Here is a 17,594-nt window from a genome sequence, read left to right on the forward strand (position 1 = left end):
GCGCGCATGTTACCTGTCAAGACCGCCGGTTTTTTCCTGTTGATGCTGTCAGGCTCGCTGTCGGCAGCCGAACCCTGGGACGCTCTGGATAACCAGATAAACCAGGCACTACCCGGCGTGATCACGCTGCGCCATGCCATTCACCAGCAGCCGGAGCTGGGCAACCGCGAGTTCCATACCGGCGAACGTATCGCCCAACGCCTGCGGGAGCTGGGGTTGGAAGTGCAGACCGGCATCGCGCATACCGGCGTGATCGGCATTTTGCGCGGCGGCAAACCCGGCCCGGTGGTCGCCATCCGTGCCGAACTCGACGCGCTGCCGCTGACCGAACAGACCGGCCTGCCCTACGCCTCGACGGTGCGCAGCAAAGATGAAGGTGCTGACTTGCGCAGCCGCGGCCAGGAGGTCGGGGTCATGCATGCTTGTGGTCACGATGCGCATATGGCCATGGCGCTGGGCGTGGCCGAAGTGTTGGCGGCGCATCGTGAACAGTTGCCGGGCACGCTCAAACTGATTTTCCAGCCGGCCGAGGAAGGGCCGCCGCTGGGCGAACAAGGCGGCGCGCAACTGATGATCAAGGAGGGCGCGCTGCAAAACCCAGCACCCGCAGTGATCTTCGGTATCCACGTCACCGCCGGCACGGCAGGTACCTTCACCCTCAGCCGGCAACGCACCACCGCGGCTGCCGATACCTTCGTCGCACGGATTGTCGGGCGCCAGACCCACGCCGCCTTCCCCTGGACCGGTATTGACCCGGTGCCGGTCGCAGCCCAGGTGATCCTGGCCTGGCAGACCATTCCCAGCCGCCAGTCAAACCTCAGCCTGCTACCGGCGCCGGTGATCTCGGTGGGCCGTATCACCGCCGGTGACCGGCATAACATCATCCCTGCCGAAGTGCGGCTGGAGGGCTCGATCCGTACCGTCAGCGATGAACAGCGCGAGGACGTTTTGCAGCGCATGACCCGCACCGCCGAGAACATCGCCGAAGCCTCGGGGGCCTCCGCCACCGTGGAGTACCTGCCCGGCAATTACCGCGCAGGCTACAACGACACGGCGTTGGTGGACCAGTTGCTGCCAGTGCTGCAACAGGTGTCGACCACCCCGGTGCGAATCGACAACGGCACCTATGGCGCCGATGACTTTGCCGAGTACGCCCGCCAGATCCCCGGGATTTTCATGCGCATGGGCGTCACCCCACCGGCGCTGGAGGGCAAGACGGTTTGGCCCACGCACTCGCCGGGGTTCCAGGTGGATGACCCGAGCCTGGCGGTGGGGATTCGCGCATTGAGCCGCATGACTCTGAGTTACATGGCCGCGCATTCGGCCGAATAGATGATGGTTTGCGCGCAATCTTCAGCGACGGCCCGGCGCGTGAAGTACGTATCGCCTTCGTCGGTCAGAATCTCGTAGTCGACTTTACGGGTAGCGCTGGCGTGTTTGATGATTTTCAGCACGCGCTGGAATTTCACGCTTTGCGTGCCGTTCTGGTTGGGCCCGGTGAGCACACTGACATTTTGAAACCAGCCCGCGTGGTGCTTGTTGTTGACCAGGGCGCTGGTCATCGCCTCGAACCGCTCCAGGCGTGTGAAGCCCCACAGCGTTTGCTCCGCGACGGTCGCGTCGGGCGTGGCAGCGCCGGTAAACACGAACAGGTTGATCGCCGGGCTGTCTTCGCAAAAGAAGTCATACGGGACCAAGCCGTCAACCATTTTCCTGCCGGGCACGAAGCCCTTTTTATGTACCTGAAACATCGCCACCTCCACTCAATCAATGGCGATAAGTCTAATCAGGCGCGACGTACAGGGCGGTCAAGCCAATGTAATGTCGTGTAAAGATAGCGCGCTGTGCAGGTTCACCTCCACGGTCAGCCCGCCGTTCGCTTCGTTGTGCGCCGTGATCGTGCCGCCGTGCATTTGCACGGCCCGCGCCGCGATGGCCAAGCCCAGGCCAAAGCCTACGCTGGCATCGCCCACGCCCCGTTCGAACGGCTGGAAGATGCTGCGTAGCCGGTGGTTTTCAACGCCTGGCCCCTGGTCGCTGACCTGCACGCGCAGGCGGTTCGCTTCGGGGTTGACCTGCGCGGTAACCTGCACCGTGGTGTCCGGCCGGGTGTAACGCACGGCATTGCGGATCACGTTCTCGAAGCAGCGGTACAACAGCTCGCCACTGACACAGGCAATAAACGGCGGGCACGCTTGCAGGTGTACGCGGCAGCCTTTGATCCCCGCTTCGAACTGTGCATCTTCGACGATCATCGCCAGCAGTTCGACGATATCCACCGGCTCGCGCTCAATGCTATCGGGCCGGCCTTGCAGACGCGCCAGGGTCAGCAGCGCCTCGATCAGGGTGTCCATGCGCACGGATTCACGCTCGATGCGTCCGAGCATTTCCAGGCGCGTGGCATCCTGGCGCAGCAGGCCGATGGCCGCCTGCAGACGGGTCAGCGGTGAGCGCAGTTCGTGGGAGATGTCGTGCAGCAACTGTTGCTGGGCTTCCACCAGCACCTTCAGCTGGTTGGCCATGCGGTCGCAGTCTTCGGCCAAATCGACGATTTCATCGCGGCGCTTGCCCATCGCGGGTTTGACCCGGGTTTCGAAGCGCCCCTGCGCCGCGTCGCTCATTGCCCGGCGCAGGTACGCCAGGGGCCACGCCAGGTAGTACGCCATGTAGCCGCTGAACAGTGCGCTCATCAGCGTGCCGATGATCAACGGCATCTGCGGCCAGGGCCGGCCATGTTCATCCGGCATGTGAGTGGAGCGAATCGACAGCGTCAGGCCCTCTTTGCTGACGACCGAGCGCTCATAGGCCGGCTGCGCAACTGGCAACCCTGCGCGTAATTGACCCGCGCTGTCGTAGATGCCGATGGCCTCATCCTTCGGACGCTCCCAGACCGTAAGGAGCTGGCCGGCCGCCTCGATACCGAATTGCTGCAGCAGTTGCTCTTCGGCCGCCAGGATGGTTTGCACATGCGGATCGTTCGGGCGGAAGCGGCCCAGTTCAAGCACGCCCACCCCCACCAGAAACGTCAGGGTGGTGGCCAGCCAGAAGGCCAGGAACAACTTCCAGAACAGCAGGCTGGGCTTGGTCATTCGGCAATCAACAGGTAGCCGAGGCCGCGCACACTCTGGATCCAGGCCTTGGCATCCGGGCGCGGCCCGAGCTTTTGCCGGATGCTGCTGATGTGCACGTCGATACGCCGGTCGTAGCGGGTCAGCGGACAGCCCAGGGCGTTGAGTGACAGCTCTTTTTTACTCACCACCTGGCCGGCGCTGCGGGCCAACTCTTCGAGCAGGCTGAATTCAGTGCTGGTCACGCCGAGCTCGACGCCCTTCCACAGGGCCTGGCGCTTCCCCGGCCACAACACCAGGGGGCCGGTCTTGATCACTTCCGACGTTGTCTGGCCCACCGGCTGCACCCGCCGCATGATCGCGCGCAAGCGCGCGACCAACTCGCCAGGCGAGCTGGGCTTGGGCACATAGTCATCAGCGCCGAGTTCCAGGCCGGTGATGCGGTCGATGTTGTCGCCACGGGCGGTCAGCAGCACCACCGGCACCTGGCTGACCGCGCGAATGCGCCGCAGCACCTCGATGCCCGAGCGCTGGGGCAGCATCACGTCAAGCACCACAATGCTGTAGCGCCCCGACAGTGCCTGAAACTCGCCCTCCTCGCCCGTGTGCACGGCCGTGGCCTCGAAGCCTTCGCTCGCCAGGTATTGGCTCAGCATTGCAGTCAGTTCCTGGTCGTCGTCGACCAACAGTACGCGGGTCATTTCGGGCTCATCTGTGGGGGGGTGCGCATTATCCGCCTTGCCGCATCCGCGCAGGCCAACCTTTACCTAACTTGACATTCGGTTAACCGCACCAAACGCCATGCGCTCTTATGCTGGCCGTTCACCAGTCCGGCCGCGCCGGCGCTGCTTGTCGATGTGTTCTGGAAAAGATCTTGATGAATTTTTCGCGCCTGCTCTGCTCGGTTGCGCTGTTGCTCAATGCCTCACTGGCACTCGCCCAAGGTTTCAAAATCTCGGATATTCGAATCAACGGCTTGCAACGGGTCTCCGCCGGCAGCGTGTTCGGCGCCTTGCCGTTGAACGTGGGCGACGACGCAGACGACCGGCGCCTGGTCGAATCGACCCGCACGCTGTTCAAGACCGGCTTCTTCCAGGACATCCAGCTGAGCCGCGAAGGCGATGTGCTGATTATCAATGTAGTCGAGCGCCCCTCGGTTGCCAGTATCGAGTTCGAAGGCAACAAAGCAATCGCCACCGATGACCTGATGAAGGGCCTGAAGCAGTCCGGGCTTGCCGAGGGCGAGATTTTTCAACGCGCGACCCTGGAAGGTATACGCAACGAATTGCAGCGCCAGTACGTCGCCCAAGGCCGTTACTCGGCGTCGGTGGAGACACAGGTGGTGCCGCAGCCGCGCAACCGCGTGGGCGTGAAGATCAAGATCGATGAGGGCGAAGTGGCGTCGATCCAACACATCAACGTGGTCGGCAATACGCTATTCCCCGATGAGGCGCTGACCGACCAGTTCACCCTCAAGACCAGCAATTGGCTGTCGTTTTTCAAGAACGACGACAAGTACGCGCGGGAAAAACTGTCTGGCGATCTGGAACGCCTGCGCTCCTTTTACCTGGACCGCGGCTATATCAATATGGATATCACCTCGACCCAAGTGTCGATGACCCCGGACAAGAAACACGTCTACATCACCGTGAATATCCAGGAGGGCCAGAAATACACGGTGCGCGAGGTAAAACTCAGTGGTGAACTCAAAATCCCGCAGGACCAGGTGCAGGTATTGCTGCTGGTGCAAAAGGGCCAGGTGTTTTCGCGCAAGCTGATGACCACCACCTCGGAACTGATCACCCGTCGGCTGGGCAACGAAGGCTATACCTTCGCCAACGTCAACGGCGTACCGCAGGCCCACGATGAAGACCACACGGTGGACGTCACCTTCAGCGTCGACCCTGGCAAGCGCGCCTACGTCAATCGCATCAATTTCCGTGGCAACACCAAGACCGATGACAAGGTGCTGCGCCGCGAGATGCGCCAGATGGAAGGTGGCTGGGCGTCGACCTACCTGATCGACCAATCCAAGGTGCGCCTTGATCGCCTGGGCTTCTTCAAGGAGGTCAACGTCGAGACGCCCGCAGTGGCCGGGGTGGATGACCAGCTGGATGTGAACTACGCCGTGGAAGAGCAAGCCTCTGGCTCGATTACGGCCAGCGTCGGGTTTGCCCAGAGCTCGGGGCTGATCCTCGGGGGCTCGATTACCCAGAACAACTTTCTCGGCACCGGCAACTACGCCAGCCTGGGGCTGACCCGATCGTCCTACCAGAGCAAGTACAACATCGGTTTCACCGACCCCTATTTCACCCCGGACGGCGTGAGCCTGGGCTACAACGCCTTCTACAGCAAGACCGACTACAACAAGTACTACGATGACGGGGTGTCTTACTACGCCATCAACAGCTTTGGCCTCGGCGCCACCCTCGGCTACCCGATCAATGAAACCTCACGCCTGAGTTTCGGCCTTACGGCGCAACACGACAGCATCGAACCCGGTACCTACAGCGCCGACGAGATCTACGACTTTGTCGAGCGTGAAGGCAAGGAATTCACCAACTACAAGGCCAACCTCGGCTGGTCGGAATCGACCCTGAACAAAGGCGTATTGGCGACGCGCGGGCACTCGCAAAACCTTAACCTGATGGTAACGGTGCCAGGCAGCGACCTGAGCTTCTACAAAATCGATTACACCGGGCAAACCTACCTCCCCGTCACCAACAACACCACCCTGCGCTTTCATACCAAGCTCGGCTACGGCAGCGGGTATGGCTCGACCGACGGGTTGCCGTTCTACGAAACCTACACGGCGGGCGGCGAAGGCACGGTGCGCGGCTTTGAAAGCGGCACCCTGGGCCCACGCAACACCCCGGCCACCGGCACCTACGCCAGTGCCGGCCAGGCGTATTACTCGGATCGGGACACGGAGTCCCTGGGCGGCAATATCCTGATCACCGGTGGCGCGGAGTACCTGTTCCCCGTGCCGTTCATCAAGGACAACAAGTCAGTGCGCACTTCGGTGTTCTGGGATGTGGGCACGGTCTACTCGGACAAATGCTACCTCAGCACCACCCAGGGCTGCGGCAGCGTGGACTTGAGCCAAATGGCCAGTTCGGTGGGCGTAGGTGTGACGTGGTACAGCCCGTTGGGGCCGCTGAGCGTGAACTTGGCGTACCCGATTCGCACGCCTGAGAACGCGGATAAGCAAGTGTTTCAGTTCTCCATGGGGCAAACATTTTAATTGCGTAGCTATGTATCATTTTTTTTACATAGCAACTTTGCAACAAAAATCGGGTCGGCTGATGTACGTCACTCACTTTAACTGCACGGTTGAATCTGATGAAACCCATGCCCCGCAACCCTGTTGAACCCGTGCAGGACCTGCACACGCAGCGTTTTGAAGCCTGCCGGAATATCGCAACGGGCGCGGTGTTCATCATTGCCTCCGGCGCATCAGCCAAGTCGTTTCCCCTCGCACAATTTGCCCACGTGCCGATGATTACGATGAATGGCGCAATCTCGATGTTTTTGAACAGCAACGTACGGCCGTATTTCTACGCCTGCACGGACAAGAGCTTTTCGCAGCAGCAGCCCGATTTATTCAAACACGCGATGGCACTCAGCCAGAGAGTCGCCCTGTGGGAAGACCACGCGCGATCAACGGCTATCCCCCCCTCCGGGGCGCTTTACACCTTGACCAAGGCGAAGAAACCCTCCTGGATCGACTCTGCACTGAGACGGCACAGCGCACTGGTCGCCAATCACTCCTTGCGCAGCCTTGGGGAAAGGCCGATTGGCTTCAGTAAAGATATGAGCGAAGGTTTCTTTGATGCACGAACGGTGGCTTATCTGGCGATACAACTGGCGTTTCACCTCGGCTTCAACCAGGTATTCCTGGTAGGGGTGGATCTGGACGAGAATGCCGGACGTTTTTATGAAACCGCTGAATCCAACCACTCCCCCTGCGGGCTCGACCAGCATTTTGAGACGCGCATATTGCCTTCGTTCAAGCTGATGTCCGAGAAGGTAGTGGGGGATGATTTCAGGGTTTACAACTTGTCCGATGCTTCGCGGCTGCCGGAGGATGTGGTGCCGTATGTAACGCTTGCGGAGGTTGAGGGGATGGTTGGGTAGTCTGAAAAATGCCGCGTAAACATCACTGGGATCACCTACTCCCTTACCACCTCACGAATCTTGTCCATCAACGCCTGCGCCGCAGGCGATTGAAGCGCCCCCGCTCTGGAGATCAGGCCGATTGGCCGCGTGGTATGGATGAGGGAAAGCGGCAGTCGCACCAGGTCACCGCTGGCCATTTCATGTTCCAGTTGATGGGCCGAAACAGCGGCGAGCATGTCTGAGCGCAGCAACACACCGCGCAAAATCGCCAGGTCGCCCGTTTCAATCACAGGGCTGGGTGCGGCGATGCCGATGTGGGCAAAAAACGCATCCAGCAATTGTCGCGCCGGAGAGCCGGCACGCGGCAAGATCCAGCGCGCGGCACTCAAGTCTTCGTAGACTGAAGTCCGCTTCAGCCAGGGGTGGTCACGGCGCACAAGGATCACCATTTCTTCCTGCAGCAAGGCTTCGCTATACAGGTCTCTGGCGTAGGCCAAACCGTTCAAAGGCCACTGGGTCCAGAGCCGCCTGGCTATCGACAGCGACAAGACCGCCACGCTGCTGCTGCGCCTGCTCGATGACAAGATGCTTGAGATCGAAACCGAGGGCGAATCAGCGTTCGACCACAGCTTCAAGGTCATCGCCACTCTGGCAGACGTTACTTAAACCCATCCCCGCAATATAACTAGGCGCCTACCTCGCACTCTGACGGCTGAAGGCAACCGGGCGTCGGTGATCCTTGCTGGCACGCTCAAGCAGCAAATGGCTGTTATGCCCACCACCATGCAGCAGTATGGATCGACCAAGGGTTCATCGTCATGCCACAAGCCATTACAGCTTAACCGGGCCCAGAACCACGAAAGCCTCCTTCCTTTGGTGGCTCATATACCCGCTAGGGGTCGTTGAGCCAAAAAAGGAAGGAGGCTTTGTGGAGAGGACGGGATTCGAACCCGTGAACCAGTTGCCTAGTTGCCGACTTATCAGGTCGGTGCATTAAGCCGCTCTGCCACCTCTGGAAAGCTATTGCTTTCCGCAAGTGGCTGACATGGCGCCAAATTTAACCGAGCTTGTTTAGTGAATCAAGAGGGCCAACACATGATCTGCGTATTTGACACTGAAACTACCGGCCTCCCGGCGTTCCGTAACCCGAGCGACGACCCTAGCCAGCCGCACCTGGTAGACATCTGCATCCTGGCCTATGACGCTAACGGAGCCCTGGTCGACGCCTTCGAAGCGATGGTGCGCCCTGATGGCTGGGTGATCCCTGCTGACGTTACGGCGATCCACGGCATCACCAACGAAATGGCCATGGACTTGGGTATCCCTGAGTCGGAAGCGCTGGACGGCTTCATGGCGATTCATGACCGCGCCGGCCTGCGGGTCGCCCACAACATCAACTTTGATGACCGGATCATGCGCATCGCCTTGTCTCGCTGCCGGGGCAAGGAAGCGGCCGACGCCTTCAAGTCCACCCCCGGATACTGCACCTGCCAGTCCAGTAAGAACTTGGTGCAGTGCCCACCCACCGCCAAGATGATCGCCGCTGGCTTCGGCCGCCAGTTCAAGCAGCCAACCGTGGCCGAGGCCCTGCTGCACTTCATCGGTGAAGAACTGGTCGGTGGCCACCGCGCGCGGCCCGACACCGAGGCATGCGACCGCATCTACTTCGCCATGAACCCGCCTGCTCAGGTGGATTGACACGGGCAAACGAAGTGATTGTTAGCCTTCCCCGGTCAATTCAATGTGTGCATATACGTGTTTTACAGCTGAGGATTATCCTCATCAAATCTCTCAAACAAGTTATACATTGGTCCTTCAACACTAGAACCCATTTGAATAAGGTAGAACTGTTTCTCATTGATCAGTTTTACCTCATGAACGTTTAATAGATTTTTAATTTTCATACCCCACTCAGGTGCGTCCTCAAGGCATGCAGCATAATTCATAGGAGATCCGTAGGGATTTTGACTATGCATAATTCCTCCGCACAAGTCATATAATATTTCAAAATTTGCTTTCGCTAGATAATGCCCTTCGAACTTATGCAACTCAGCGCTGTGTTTTTTGCCGTCTACCCGCATCTGCGTCACAGGCTTCGGGTAAAAATCGGGGTGTACCGCTTCTACAGCGTTGAGTACTCGCTTCGCGTGCCAGTCACTTGAATATTTTTCCCTGATTTTTGCATATGCATCTAAATTTGCGATCAAGGAGCCAAACGCAATAAGCTCTAGCACTTTACGATATTGAAGATAAATTATTTCAACATTTGTTTGCATGAAGCCAGTCGTCACCTCTCCAACCAGCAACCTATGAACAACCAACATTCTATCCTTAGCTCCCCTCATAAGCTCCAGATAGCGATTCGCCCCATCAAACTCCATAATTCTCTCCCTCAAACTTACTATTCGACTATCAATCACACCATACGTCATGGATATATAGGTTTAAAGGTCTGCGAGTTTCACCATTGGGGTGATGGCCATTTTCTGACCTTCTGCACTTATGGCGAGGTCCATCTGAAAACCAACCCTTCGCCCATCAAATGTTTTGTAAAAACAGTGAAGAATGGTCGAGTAATCTTGGTCCACCATTTCAAACGTAAACGGAACCGTCACTTTTTCATCGCGAGCTAATACTGCATATGTACCGTGAAAATTATTGCCTGGCAGCTTACACATAAACTGCAAATCAAACACTTCCGCCCGAGCATTATGTATTTCAAATGTATGAGTATAAAACTCCCCAACACCTAGACACCCTTGCGAGTAAAAGAAAATACGTGCATTCATGCTTTTTTCGTAACGCATGCGCTCATAGTTATAAGCGGCTACTTGAGCAATATTTTGCTCGCGGCTTACAGCAACAAGATCCGCCTGTTGTTGGACCGAATTTTTCAACTCCGCAGCTTGCTGAACTAGAGCATCTGAACTTATTTTTAGTTCACGCCCTTGCTGTATATAGCCGAGCACCAGCCAGAGAAAAGCGATGGGGCCAAAGGCTCCCGCGAGAAAATCACCAATCTCGTTAAGCGTCAAACCTGACCACGCATCTCGCTTCCAAAAAGCGAGAACAGCAATAGCGACAAGGTAAAGCCCCGTAACAACCCAACCAAAGAATTCAGACTTTGACTTCATACAAATCGCTCCTTCGAATAATGTCGAGATATTAATGACTCGGCGTTTGCGTTGCGAGCGGTTTCCAAACTCTAAACAGGAACCCATCGCATGATGCTCAAGCGAATTTTCAAGCACTTCCATTTTTGCTGCGGCCTCGGCGGCGGTGCCAAAGGGTTCAACAAGGCCAAGCCCGTAGTGGGCAACATGCAGGCCGAGTGGCAGTGCATTGGCGGCATCGATGTTGACCCTGCCGGGTTGCGCGACTTCCAGCAGCTGTCCGGAGTGCCGGGCACCCTGATGGACCTGTTCACCCTGGGCATGTACACCGCCTTCCACGGTAAGCCGCCACCACCTGGTTGTGTTGAGGCTGGCCCTGACGATGTGCGCCGCGCCGCCGGCTACGAACGCCCGGACGCCGTGTTCATCAGCAGCCCCTGCAAAGGCGCCTCTGGCTTGCTGCCCGAAACAATGAGCCTGACCCCGAAGTACCAGGCCCTCAACGAACTGACGCTGCGCTGCGTGTGGCTGATGTGCGAAGCCTGGAAGGATGACCCGGTATCGCTGATCGTTTTCGAGAGCGTGCCGCGCCTGGCCACCCGTGGCCGGCACCTGCTGGACCAGATCAACAAGCTGCTGAACCACTACGGTTATGCAGTTGCAGAAACCACCCACGACTGTGGCGTGATCGGCGGCCTGGCCCAGAGCCGCAAGCGCTTCTTGCTGGTGGCCAGGCACATCGAGAAGGTGCCGCCCTTCCTCTACGAGCCGGAAAAGAAAACCCTCAAGTCAGTCGGCTCGATCCTGGGCCGCATGCCCATGGCCGGCGACGTGGAAGCCGCCGGCCCTATGCACCGGTTTCCGGCGCTGCAATGGAAAACCTGGGTGCGGCTCGCACTGGTCGAAGCCGGGAAAGACTGGCGCTGCCTGAATGACCTGGTGATCGAGGACGGTTACCTGCGCGACCTGGTCATTGTTCCGCAATTCCGGGACGGTTTCCTGGGCGTGCACGACTGGAACGAAACCGCCGGCACCGTTGCTGCGCGAAGCGGGCCAACCAACGGCAAGTTCTCGGTCGCTGATCCACGGGCCAGGGCCGGCGCCCTGCAATACCAGCAGTACGGTGTTCGGCGCTGGGAGGAAACCAGTGGCGCGGTGATCGGCGTCAAGTCGCCCGGGCAAGGTACGTTCAGCGTTGCTGATCCCCGCGACCCAGGCATTGGGCACGCCAAGTACAACGTGGCCCAGTGGGATGGCATATCGCGCACGGTTATCTCAGGCAGCACCACAGGCCAGGGAGCTTTCGCTGTTCAGGACCCACGCCCAGGCATGAAGCGCACGAAGGGAGACGCCTACCTCACCGGTGGGCACTACGGCGTCACCAGCTGGAACGACCAGTGCGGCGCCGTTTCAGCCAGTGCCCGTCAGGACAACGGCCGGTGGTCTGTCGCAGATCCCCGCATGCCGGAAGCTAACGAGCGGTTGACCTGCGTTATCGAAAGCCTCGACGGCACCTGGCACCGGCCGTTCACCACGCTGGAGCTAGCCGCGCTGCAAAGTTTGGTTGAGCCAGAGGAATGGTTTGAGCTGGACGGCCTGAGCGACCAAGCCTGGCGCGAGCGAATCGGGAACGCAGTTCCACCGGCAGCCGCCGAAGCAATCGCCCATGTGATGGGCACCACCCTATTGCTGGCCGATGCCGGCGAAACCTTCATGCTCAACAGCATGCCGATATGGGTTCAGCCCGTGGCGGTGGCACTGAGCGTCTCTCACCAGGTAAACCCATGAAACGACTCGCTCAGATGTATTGGTACTACATACCGTCGCTCAGGCGCTTACGGATATAGCCCGCCATCGCTTGGCTGCGCATCTCCTGCCAGTTATCGAAGTCGGTGTTGTCCTTGATGAACGCATCCCAATGGTTATCGTCGATCGCTTCGATATCTTCAATGCTTTGGATGTTGTAGCCGGCAGCCTCAAATAAACCGTTCAAGTCACTGCACTTGCTGTGGCTTTGAATAAATTCCGGTGTGAACAACTCACCAAGTGGAATTTCGTGATTGCCCTGCAGCGCTTCCATATTGCGCATCAGCTTATCCAATCCTGAATTGTCGATTTTGATTGGCATAGTCGGTCCTTCCTCTTTTATGTGAGCCAGAAGTAAGGCACATCCTCTCGGATCACGCCAGCCGGAAGCACCTCCTATGACCTATAGAGACACTCAGCCATAAGAGGTCACGCATACGATTCTTAGCTGGTAGGGGTTTATACGCAGTCGTAACACGGCATTCAGGAATTTATCAGCCACCATTGGTCTATCGCTAAAATTGTTGCGCCTGCCCCGACCATAACTGGCAGTAAGTAAGTAGTAAACCATGGAACAACAAACACTCCTTTAATAAAGGCAATGGCTTTAAGTGCGGCCGCAAAAAATGCGTTAGGTTGTACACTAATCCCAAAACCCCAGCCCTCATTGGTCCCTCCTTTCTCGAGAGTCACCTGATACAAATAACTAACATCCATAGCGGCTCTATCGGAAAGATTTAATCTATGAGCTTGCACAGCCGCACCTTTGCTTACAACGTTGAAGCGACGCATCACTGCTGCAGACTTGTATATCTTAACTTTGAATCCATTAAGCTTATGCTGCTGATACTTTATTCGCCAACGATCAAAAAAAACTAACCTAATCGCTACCCACGAACGTAATACATCGTCGTAAACCTCATTCATATCACCATCAAAATTAAACCCGCCCTTCGGAACCAATTGAAGGTATCTAAACCATAGATAAGCATTAGCACATCCCAGCAACAGCCATACCTCACTTACATTTTTAGTAAGCTTTATTTCATTACCTAGCAATTTAAAGGCAGTGAGGTCAGCACCAAAAAACCAAAGACAAAAAACTAAAATACTCCAACCGAGAAGAAAACTCCTAGATTTATTGAAGTCGGAAACATCCAGATCATTCACAGCATCACTCCTTGAAAGTCAGCAACCGCGCACTAACTTTTTCAGATGCCGCTTCAATTTCTCCCCTGATGTCAGCTAACCGTTTTGCTTGCTGTAACGACATGTTCGTCTCTCCGTATGAACAACCGCCAACAATGATGGCGTTCTGATTCTGCACCATTCCCCCTGCCAAACCAACCTATCAACGACGCGTCATGTACTAAGGATCCCCTCATGCACTCACTCGCACAGCAGGCGCTTGACCGCGCCCGCCAGGCGCCCGCGCGCGCCTCCAAACTTCTCCCGCCCATCGTGGCCAACGAGCCTCTGCCCGAACTGGTGATCACCGGCCCTATCAACCGCGTCATGGAGCTGGAGGGCAAGCAATTCGCCGTGACGTTCGTCCAGGGCCTGGGCGCATCGATTCGGCGCGAGCCGGTACGGACCAAGGCCATTGCTGATCTGACCCGATACGCCGTGCAGCAACCGGCCAGCGTGTCCAGCGGCGTGAAGATCGTTATCGACTTGTTGAAGGGGGCGTCGTGAAACAAGCCATCCCGTTTGAAACCCGCGTCATCACGGCCCTGGCCAACCACGAACGCCTGCTGCAACAGGTCAGCCAGATGAAAAAGCAGATCGGCGCGCCCCTGGCTGAATGCCCGGTGATGAAGAAGGCTGGTGACTGGACGCTAAGCGCCGAACAAACCAAAGACCTGTACGACGAAAAGATGCTGGTTAAAACCCATCTGTGGGAAGCCTTCAACGAGACGGTCGAAAGCGACTACGGCAATCAAGTCCTTATGGGGTACGAGGATCAGGAAATACACCTGACCGAAGAGGATACCGGGTGTGAACACTGCTACGCGGCCTGGCGGGTGATTCAAGAGCGCCGCGACGTACGCCAAGAATTGGGACGCGCCCGCCGTGCGCTTCGCATGCTGGGGAAATCGGCATTGAAGGTTGTGCCATGACCAGCACCGGCAAGCCGTCCGCCGGGGTGCTGGAGTTCCTGGCCAAGTGCGACAAGTGCAACAGGCCCCGCAACAGCGGGGACCACGACAAGTGTAGCAAGGCCGGGCAAGTATAAAAAATGTGATCTAAGGAGACGGATCCAACACAAACTCGGAGCCAACCCGCCACTCCAAACGGTCATATAACTGATTATACTTCTTCTGCAATGGGTCTTTATGAATTGCGTGACAACACACATATGCAAGCACGTCAGCAACATCTAGAAGTTGAGGATATTTGCCGCCACCTATTATTGGTTCAACTTTATCGACCTTGCCAATATTGCGTCCATCGTCAATATAGCCAGAAGTCAAATAATGTGCCTGCGTGCTTCTGGGCCCTATGAACTTTGTCATCGTTGGGTCAGGAGATATAAAAATTTGGCAATCAGCTGCACACGGGCCATTGGGGCCTCCTTGGGGGCCATTGGCAAAACACATTTGGGCCAAAAAGCCAAGGATGCCTTTTGGATTCGGAGCAATAGGAAGAGCAATATCAGCCTCACCTATCGTTGACTGCATCACCAACTCGCCCGAACTGAAAGCACCCAACGACTTATCCGTAAACGCGTAACCGAACCGCGCAAGTCCTTGGTAACGATTCACGACAGTTATGACATTATTGAGGACTGAGTTTATATCTTCTTCTGAGAGGTGATCTAATCCCTTTTTCTTTCTGATTTGCCCACTATTAAGTTCTCGACAATGTATCCCTACGCCAAGAGGAAACTTAAAGCGTCTTTTTATATCATCTATATCCCGAACGATTGACTTTAGTTTTGTTCGCTTGAAAATAAAAAAAGCAAATACAAGAGCGTCGTTGTACCCGCTGTCGTCGCCATAGGCGATATATTTAGAATCCTCGCTCGAACCGACCACCGAAACATTGCTCACCATTGCAATCTCCCTTTGAAATAGAACTTAACTCTAAACCCTATCCAAGCTGATCACACCACCTATAAATAGAGTGGCAAGGCATTCCTATGTCCAGAGCAAACGCGGCACCGGCCGCAGATATCACGCCGCGCTTCATCCGGGCGTCGGCTGCACCCGCCTACCTCGGCATGTGCCGGGAAGAATTCAAGAACACCGTCCGCCCCCACGTCCGCGAATTCCCCATTGGAAAACAGGGCGTTGCCTTCGACCGTCATGAGCTGGATGCGTGGGCAGACGCCTACGTCGAACGCATGGCAATTGAAAAGAAGGCTGATCAGGACAACAATCCGCCCCGCAGTGGGCGCCAAGGAGCAAAACAATGGCGCGAAAAACAATGTCGGGCCTCTACCAGAGGAACGGGATTTGGCACATCGACAAAGTCGTCAGAGGTAGCCGACTTCAAGAAAGCACTGGAGCAAGCGAGAGGGAAGAAGCCGAGCAGTACTTGATTCATCGGCTGGAAAAGTTGCGGCAGGAAAAGATTTACGGCGTGCGCCAGGTGCGAACCTGGCGCGAGGCTGCCACCCGGTTCCTGGTCGAGTTCAAAGACCAGGCATCAATCGGCCTTTCCGCTTCCCACATCGAACAACTCGACCCATACATCGGCGATCTGCCGATAACGCACATCGATGATGGGAGCCTGGCTACGTTCATTCGTGACCGGCAGCGGCCGAGCAAGACCGACAAAGGAAAGGTCAAGCCAGGCGTATCGAACAGGACGGTCAATATCGCCCTACAGCGAGTCGTCAGGATCTTGAACCTGTGCCACCGCAAGTGGCGCGATGCTGAAAAGCGGCCGTGGCTGGAGAGCGTGCCGATGATATCGATGCTTGAGGAAAAGAAGTCGAGCCGCAAACCATACCCGATGTCCTGGGAAGAACAGGCCCTGTTGTTCCCTGAGCTGCCCGACCACCTGTTGAGGATGGCCCTCTATAAGGTGAACACGGGTTGCCCGGAGCAGGAAGTGTGCAAGTTGCGGTGGGATTGGGAAATACGGGTGCCGGACCTGAACACCAGCGTGTTTCTGATACCTGCCGGATTCGGCGGGCGGAGTGAAAAAGCAGGGGTGAAGAACGGCGATGAACGCCTGGTGATCTTGAACAACGTGGCGATGTCCATCATCGATGGCCAGCGCGGTCTACTCAAAGACCTGGTGTTCCCGTATGGGCAACCAGATCAGTTCGGGCCAACGGCAATGCATCGAATGAATGATTCAGCCTGGAAGAAAGCCAGGGTGCGCGCAGCAGACAAGTGGGAGAAGGTCCACCATGCGCCAGCACACCCCGGATTCAGGTCGATCAGGATTCACGACTTGAAGCACACCTTTGGCAGAAGGCTACGTGCAGCGAGCGTGACAGAGGAAGATCGGAAAGCGTTGTTGGGGCATAAGAACGGCAGCATTACGAGCCACTATTCTACCCCTGAGTTGCAGCACTTGATTGAGGCTGCGAACAAAGTGTCGGCAACTGACTCTCGCGGGCCAGCGCTGACGATCTTGAGGAGGAAATTGGGATGATCCCCCGCAAAAGTCCCTGCGCGTAAAAAAGCCGAACTTGCTAGAGTTCGGCTAAGTCACTGAAAAATATGGTCGGGACGGAGTGATTCGAACACTCGACCCCTAGCACCCCATGCTAGTGCGCTACCGGACTGCGCTACGCCCCGACTAGGCGTGTTACTGGGTTTGCTTCGCAACGAAGCGATCAGGAATATACCGCAAGCTTTTGAAATGTGGAAGTATTTTAAAAGCCTGTATCACTTCTTCAACACCACCAGCACATCTTCGAGTTCGGAGATCATCTGGCGGATCAGTTGCTTGTATTGGGTGGTGTCGTCTTTGGCTTCATCACCGGACATACGCTGGCGCGCGCCGCTGATGGTGAACCCCTGATCGTACAGCAACGCACGGATCTGTCGGATCATCAGCACATCCTGGCGCTGATAATACCGACGGTTCCCGGTGCGTTTGACGGGGTTGAGTTGAGGAAACTCCTGCTCCCAATAGCGCAGCACGTGTGGCTTTACTGCACACAGCTCGCTGACTTCACCAATGGTGAAGTAGCGTTTGCCTGGGATGACGGGTAGTTCGTCGTTATGACTTGGTTCCAGCATAAGCCTCAACTCGGGCCTTCAACTTCTGCCCTGGACGAAAGGTGACCACACGGCGAGCCGTGATCGGGATTTCTTCTCCCGTTTTTGGATTGCGGCCAGGCCGCTGGCGTTTGTCCCGCAGGTCAAAATTGCCGAAACCGGACAATTTGACCTGTTCGTTGTCTTCCAGAGCGTGTCTGATTTCTTCAAAAAACAGCTCGACCAATTCCTTGGCCTCGCGCTTGTTCAGACCCAACTCTTCGTACAGACGTTCCGCCATCTCAGCTTTCGTCAAAGCCCCCATA

At 56.7% G+C, this 17,594-nt stretch carries 19 protein-coding genes, 2 tRNA genes and 1 pseudogene; 9 read left to right on the plus strand and 13 right to left on the minus strand.

What is annotated here, in order from left to right; all coding sequences use genetic code 11:
* Nucleotides 1-6 precede the first annotated feature (6 nt).
* Nucleotides 7-1,332 (plus strand): amidohydrolase, encoded by a 1,326-nt coding sequence (locus tag CXQ82_RS20755; RefSeq protein ID WP_101272082.1) that lies wholly within the window; start codon nucleotides 7-9, stop codon nucleotides 1,330-1,332.
* Here the strand turns inward: CXQ82_RS20755 and CXQ82_RS20760 are convergent.
* The 3 genes from CXQ82_RS20760 to CXQ82_RS20770 are packed head-to-tail and all read right to left on the minus strand — an operon-like array spanning nucleotide 1,305 to nucleotide 3,769.
* Nucleotides 1,305-1,751: a hypothetical protein gene (locus CXQ82_RS20760; RefSeq protein WP_101272083.1), complete on the minus strand. Its 447-nt coding sequence runs from the start codon at nucleotides 1,749-1,751 to the stop codon at nucleotides 1,305-1,307. The genes CXQ82_RS20755 and CXQ82_RS20760 overlap by 28 nt on opposite strands.
* A 57-nt stretch (nucleotides 1,752-1,808) precedes the next feature.
* Nucleotides 1,809-3,089 carry an ATP-binding protein gene (locus tag CXQ82_RS20765; protein ID WP_101272084.1) on the minus strand — a complete coding sequence of 427 codons (1,281 nt, stop codon included), beginning with the start codon at nucleotides 3,087-3,089 and terminating at the stop codon, nucleotides 1,809-1,811.
* Entirely contained in the window at nucleotides 3,086-3,769 is a 684-nt protein-coding gene (locus CXQ82_RS20770) for a response regulator transcription factor (protein ID WP_101272085.1), read from the minus strand. Before CXQ82_RS20770 ends, CXQ82_RS20765 begins: the two co-directional genes overlap by 4 nt.
* Before the next feature lie 176 nt (nucleotides 3,770-3,945).
* On the opposite strand from CXQ82_RS20770, the gene bamA reads away from it, so the two are divergent.
* Together bamA and CXQ82_RS20780 are read left to right on the plus strand one after the other, a co-directional pair.
* Nucleotides 3,946-6,312 carry an outer membrane protein assembly factor BamA gene (gene bamA, locus CXQ82_RS20775; protein ID WP_101272086.1) on the plus strand — a complete coding sequence of 789 codons (2,367 nt, stop codon included), beginning with the start codon at nucleotides 3,946-3,948 and terminating at the stop codon, nucleotides 6,310-6,312.
* Nucleotides 6,313-6,410: 98 nt separating this feature from the next.
* Nucleotides 6,411-7,205 carry a lipopolysaccharide biosynthesis protein gene (locus CXQ82_RS20780; RefSeq protein ID WP_371917326.1) on the plus strand — a complete coding sequence of 265 codons (795 nt, stop codon included), beginning with the start codon at nucleotides 6,411-6,413 and terminating at the stop codon, nucleotides 7,203-7,205.
* Nucleotides 7,206-7,240: 35 nt separating this feature from the next.
* Here CXQ82_RS20780 and CXQ82_RS20785 read toward each other — a convergent pair.
* A pseudogene (locus tag CXQ82_RS20785) lies at nucleotides 7,241-7,693 on the minus strand (LysR substrate-binding domain-containing protein); the annotation flags it as partial.
* 423 nt (nucleotides 7,694-8,116) lie between these two features.
* A tRNA-Ile gene (locus CXQ82_RS20795) sits at nucleotides 8,117-8,201 on the minus strand.
* Between the two features lie 81 nt (nucleotides 8,202-8,282).
* On the opposite strand from CXQ82_RS20795, the gene CXQ82_RS20800 reads away from it, so the two are divergent.
* Nucleotides 8,283-8,885, plus strand: coding sequence for a 3'-5' exonuclease (locus CXQ82_RS20800; protein WP_101272087.1), 603 nt, complete (start codon nucleotides 8,283-8,285; stop codon nucleotides 8,883-8,885).
* A gap of 62 nt (nucleotides 8,886-8,947) precedes the next feature.
* On the opposite strand, the gene CXQ82_RS20805 is transcribed toward CXQ82_RS20800, so the two are convergent.
* Nucleotides 8,948-9,568, minus strand: a complete 621-nt coding sequence (locus CXQ82_RS20805; RefSeq protein ID WP_101272088.1) for a hypothetical protein — start codon at nucleotides 9,566-9,568, stop codon at nucleotides 8,948-8,950.
* Between the two features lie 63 nt (nucleotides 9,569-9,631).
* Nucleotides 9,632-10,444 (minus strand): hypothetical protein, encoded by an 813-nt coding sequence (locus CXQ82_RS20810; protein WP_157832184.1) that lies wholly within the window; start codon nucleotides 10,442-10,444, stop codon nucleotides 9,632-9,634.
* On the opposite strand from CXQ82_RS20810, the gene CXQ82_RS20815 reads away from it, so the two are divergent.
* Complete coding sequence (locus CXQ82_RS20815; protein WP_101272090.1) at nucleotides 10,412-12,088, plus strand: DNA cytosine methyltransferase; 1,677 nt, start codon at nucleotides 10,412-10,414, stop codon at nucleotides 12,086-12,088. The two genes, CXQ82_RS20810 and CXQ82_RS20815, sit on opposite strands and share 33 nt — an antisense overlap.
* 25 nt (nucleotides 12,089-12,113) lie before the next feature.
* Here CXQ82_RS20815 and CXQ82_RS20820 read toward each other — a convergent pair whose 3' ends face one another.
* The gene (locus tag CXQ82_RS20820; protein WP_101272091.1) at nucleotides 12,114-12,428 is read right to left on the minus strand and encodes a hypothetical protein; all 315 of its coding nucleotides are present in this window, start codon (nucleotides 12,426-12,428) and stop codon (nucleotides 12,114-12,116) included.
* Nucleotides 12,429-12,589: 161 nt separating this feature from the next.
* The gene (locus CXQ82_RS20825) at nucleotides 12,590-13,276 is read right to left on the minus strand and encodes a hypothetical protein (RefSeq protein WP_101272092.1); all 687 of its coding nucleotides are present in this window, start codon (nucleotides 13,274-13,276) and stop codon (nucleotides 12,590-12,592) included.
* A gap of 213 nt (nucleotides 13,277-13,489) precedes the next feature.
* Between CXQ82_RS20825 and CXQ82_RS20830 the strand changes: the two genes are divergently transcribed.
* A complete protein-coding gene (locus CXQ82_RS20830) occupies nucleotides 13,490-13,801 on the plus strand; it encodes a hypothetical protein (RefSeq protein ID WP_256581821.1) in 312 nt (103 codons plus the stop codon).
* On the plus strand, nucleotides 13,798-14,226 hold the full coding sequence (locus CXQ82_RS20835) for a hypothetical protein (protein ID WP_101272093.1): 429 nt from the start codon (nucleotides 13,798-13,800) through the stop codon (nucleotides 14,224-14,226). Before CXQ82_RS20830 ends, CXQ82_RS20835 begins: the two co-directional genes overlap by 4 nt.
* Nucleotides 14,227-14,352: 126 nt before the next feature.
* Here CXQ82_RS20835 and CXQ82_RS20840 read toward each other — a convergent pair whose 3' ends face one another.
* The gene (locus CXQ82_RS20840) at nucleotides 14,353-15,162 is read right to left on the minus strand and encodes a hypothetical protein (RefSeq protein ID WP_101272094.1); all 810 of its coding nucleotides are present in this window, start codon (nucleotides 15,160-15,162) and stop codon (nucleotides 14,353-14,355) included.
* An 86-nt stretch (nucleotides 15,163-15,248) separates the two neighbouring features.
* Here CXQ82_RS20840 and CXQ82_RS31665 point away from each other — a divergent pair, with 86 nt between their 5' ends.
* Both CXQ82_RS31665 and CXQ82_RS20845 read left to right on the plus strand, forming a co-directional pair.
* The gene (locus tag CXQ82_RS31665; RefSeq protein ID WP_256581822.1) at nucleotides 15,249-15,650 is read left to right on the plus strand and encodes a hypothetical protein; all 402 of its coding nucleotides are present in this window, start codon (nucleotides 15,249-15,251) and stop codon (nucleotides 15,648-15,650) included.
* Nucleotides 15,536-16,717 carry a tyrosine-type recombinase/integrase gene (locus CXQ82_RS20845; RefSeq protein WP_256581947.1) on the plus strand — a complete coding sequence of 394 codons (1,182 nt, stop codon included), beginning with the start codon at nucleotides 15,536-15,538 and terminating at the stop codon, nucleotides 16,715-16,717. Before CXQ82_RS31665 ends, CXQ82_RS20845 begins: the two co-directional genes overlap by 115 nt.
* Nucleotides 16,718-16,786: 69 nt before the next feature.
* Here the strand turns inward: CXQ82_RS20845 and CXQ82_RS20850 are convergent.
* The 3 genes from CXQ82_RS20850 to ihfA all read right to left on the minus strand — a co-directional run bounded on the left by CXQ82_RS20850 (nucleotide 16,787) and on the right by ihfA (nucleotide 17,593).
* A tRNA-Pro gene (locus tag CXQ82_RS20850) sits at nucleotides 16,787-16,863 on the minus strand.
* A gap of 90 nt (nucleotides 16,864-16,953) precedes the next feature.
* Nucleotides 16,954-17,310, minus strand: coding sequence for a MerR family transcriptional regulator (locus tag CXQ82_RS20855; protein ID WP_003174972.1), 357 nt, complete (start codon nucleotides 17,308-17,310; stop codon nucleotides 16,954-16,956).
* On the minus strand, nucleotides 17,291-17,593 hold the full coding sequence (gene ihfA / locus CXQ82_RS20860; protein WP_002553164.1) for an integration host factor subunit alpha: 303 nt from the start codon (nucleotides 17,591-17,593) through the stop codon (nucleotides 17,291-17,293). The genes CXQ82_RS20855 and ihfA overlap by 20 nt, the downstream gene beginning before the upstream one ends.
* Between the last annotated feature and the right edge of the window lies 1 nt (nucleotide 17,594).

Origin of the sequence: Pseudomonas sp. S09G 359 (assembly GCF_002843605.1) — a bacterium.
In the GTDB taxonomy this organism is placed as follows: domain Bacteria; phylum Pseudomonadota; class Gammaproteobacteria; order Pseudomonadales; family Pseudomonadaceae; genus Aquipseudomonas.

Excerpts from the sequence above, each read along its gene's own strand:
- CXQ82_RS20755 (WP_101272082.1), top strand. The coding sequence starts at position 7 with ATGTTACCTGTCAAGACCGCCGGTTTTTTCCTGTTGATGCTGTCAGGC.
- CXQ82_RS20760 (WP_101272083.1), bottom strand. The coding sequence starts at position 1,751 with ATGTTTCAGGTACATAAAAAGGGCTTCGTGCCCGGCAGGAAAATGGTT.
- CXQ82_RS20765 (WP_101272084.1), bottom strand. The coding sequence starts at position 3,089 with ATGACCAAGCCCAGCCTGCTGTTCTGGAAGTTGTTCCTGGCCTTCTGG.
- CXQ82_RS20770 (WP_101272085.1), bottom strand. The coding sequence starts at position 3,769 with ATGACCCGCGTACTGTTGGTCGACGACGACCAGGAACTGACTGCAATG.
- bamA (WP_101272086.1), top strand. The coding sequence starts at position 3,946 with ATGAATTTTTCGCGCCTGCTCTGCTCGGTTGCGCTGTTGCTCAATGCC.
- CXQ82_RS20780 (WP_371917326.1), top strand. The coding sequence starts at position 6,411 with ATGAAACCCATGCCCCGCAACCCTGTTGAACCCGTGCAGGACCTGCAC.
- CXQ82_RS20800 (WP_101272087.1), top strand. The coding sequence starts at position 8,283 with ATGATCTGCGTATTTGACACTGAAACTACCGGCCTCCCGGCGTTCCGT.
- CXQ82_RS20805 (WP_101272088.1), bottom strand. The coding sequence starts at position 9,568 with ATGGAGTTTGATGGGGCGAATCGCTATCTGGAGCTTATGAGGGGAGCT.
- CXQ82_RS20815 (WP_101272090.1), top strand. The coding sequence starts at position 10,412 with ATGATGCTCAAGCGAATTTTCAAGCACTTCCATTTTTGCTGCGGCCTC.
- CXQ82_RS20810 (WP_157832184.1), bottom strand. The coding sequence starts at position 10,444 with ATGGAAGTGCTTGAAAATTCGCTTGAGCATCATGCGATGGGTTCCTGT.
- CXQ82_RS20820 (WP_101272091.1), bottom strand. The coding sequence starts at position 12,428 with ATGCCAATCAAAATCGACAATTCAGGATTGGATAAGCTGATGCGCAAT.
- CXQ82_RS20830 (WP_256581821.1), top strand. The coding sequence starts at position 13,490 with ATGCACTCACTCGCACAGCAGGCGCTTGACCGCGCCCGCCAGGCGCCC.
- CXQ82_RS20840 (WP_101272094.1), bottom strand. The coding sequence starts at position 15,162 with ATGGTGAGCAATGTTTCGGTGGTCGGTTCGAGCGAGGATTCTAAATAT.
- CXQ82_RS31665 (WP_256581822.1), top strand. The coding sequence starts at position 15,249 with ATGTCCAGAGCAAACGCGGCACCGGCCGCAGATATCACGCCGCGCTTC.
- CXQ82_RS20845 (WP_256581947.1), top strand. The coding sequence starts at position 15,536 with ATGTCGGGCCTCTACCAGAGGAACGGGATTTGGCACATCGACAAAGTC.
- CXQ82_RS20855 (WP_003174972.1), bottom strand. The coding sequence starts at position 17,310 with ATGCTGGAACCAAGTCATAACGACGAACTACCCGTCATCCCAGGCAAA.
- ihfA (WP_002553164.1), bottom strand. The coding sequence starts at position 17,593 with ATGGGGGCTTTGACGAAAGCTGAGATGGCGGAACGTCTGTACGAAGAG.